The sequence below is a fragment of the Mesorhizobium sp. M1D.F.Ca.ET.231.01.1.1 genome, assembly GCF_003999155.2.
Taxonomy (GTDB): Bacteria; Pseudomonadota; Alphaproteobacteria; order Rhizobiales; family Rhizobiaceae; genus Mesorhizobium.
The window spans coordinates 1-455 of the sequence record NZ_RZOZ02000056.1 but is presented as its reverse complement, the minus strand read 5'-3'; the positions used below and the strand labels follow the sequence as shown (position 1 = coordinate 455).

The window sequence follows — 455 nt, the reverse complement described above, 5'->3', positions numbered from 1 at the left end:
CCTCGCTGCGTTCGCCACGGCGCACGCCATCGGCGAAGAAGGCCCGCAGCGCCGACAACAACCGCGCCTTGCTGCGCGGCGACCAGCCATGGCGGGTGCGCCAGGCCAGGTAATCGAACAACCCCGCGCGCTCGATGCCGGCCAGGCCACCGGCACGTCCATCCATCCAGCGCGCCAGGCCTTCCAGATCGCGGCGGTAGCTGTCGAGGGTGGCGCGGGCTAGGCCGTTCTCGGCCCAGATCGCATCGAGGAAGCGCTGGAGGCGTGCGCCGTCGTCGGCGCGCAGTTCGGCCAGTCGCTGGCCCAGCTGGCGGCGCTCGGCGGGGGTGGAAACAAGGGCCATGCGTGCAGGATACGAGGGCCACTGCGGGCACGGCCAGCTTTGCGTATGCTCGGCGCATGTCCCGCCCCGCCACCGACACGGCCCCTGCAGCCGCCAGCGAACTGCCCCGCCC

The 455-nt window shown here is 72.7% G+C and carries 1 protein-coding gene; it reads right to left on the bottom strand.

What is annotated here, in order from left to right; all coding sequences use genetic code 11:
- The coding region (locus EN874_RS32230) for a site-specific integrase (RefSeq protein ID WP_189396741.1) at positions 1-343 on the bottom strand (343 nt) is incomplete at its 3' end.
- Positions 344-455 lie beyond the last annotated feature (112 nt).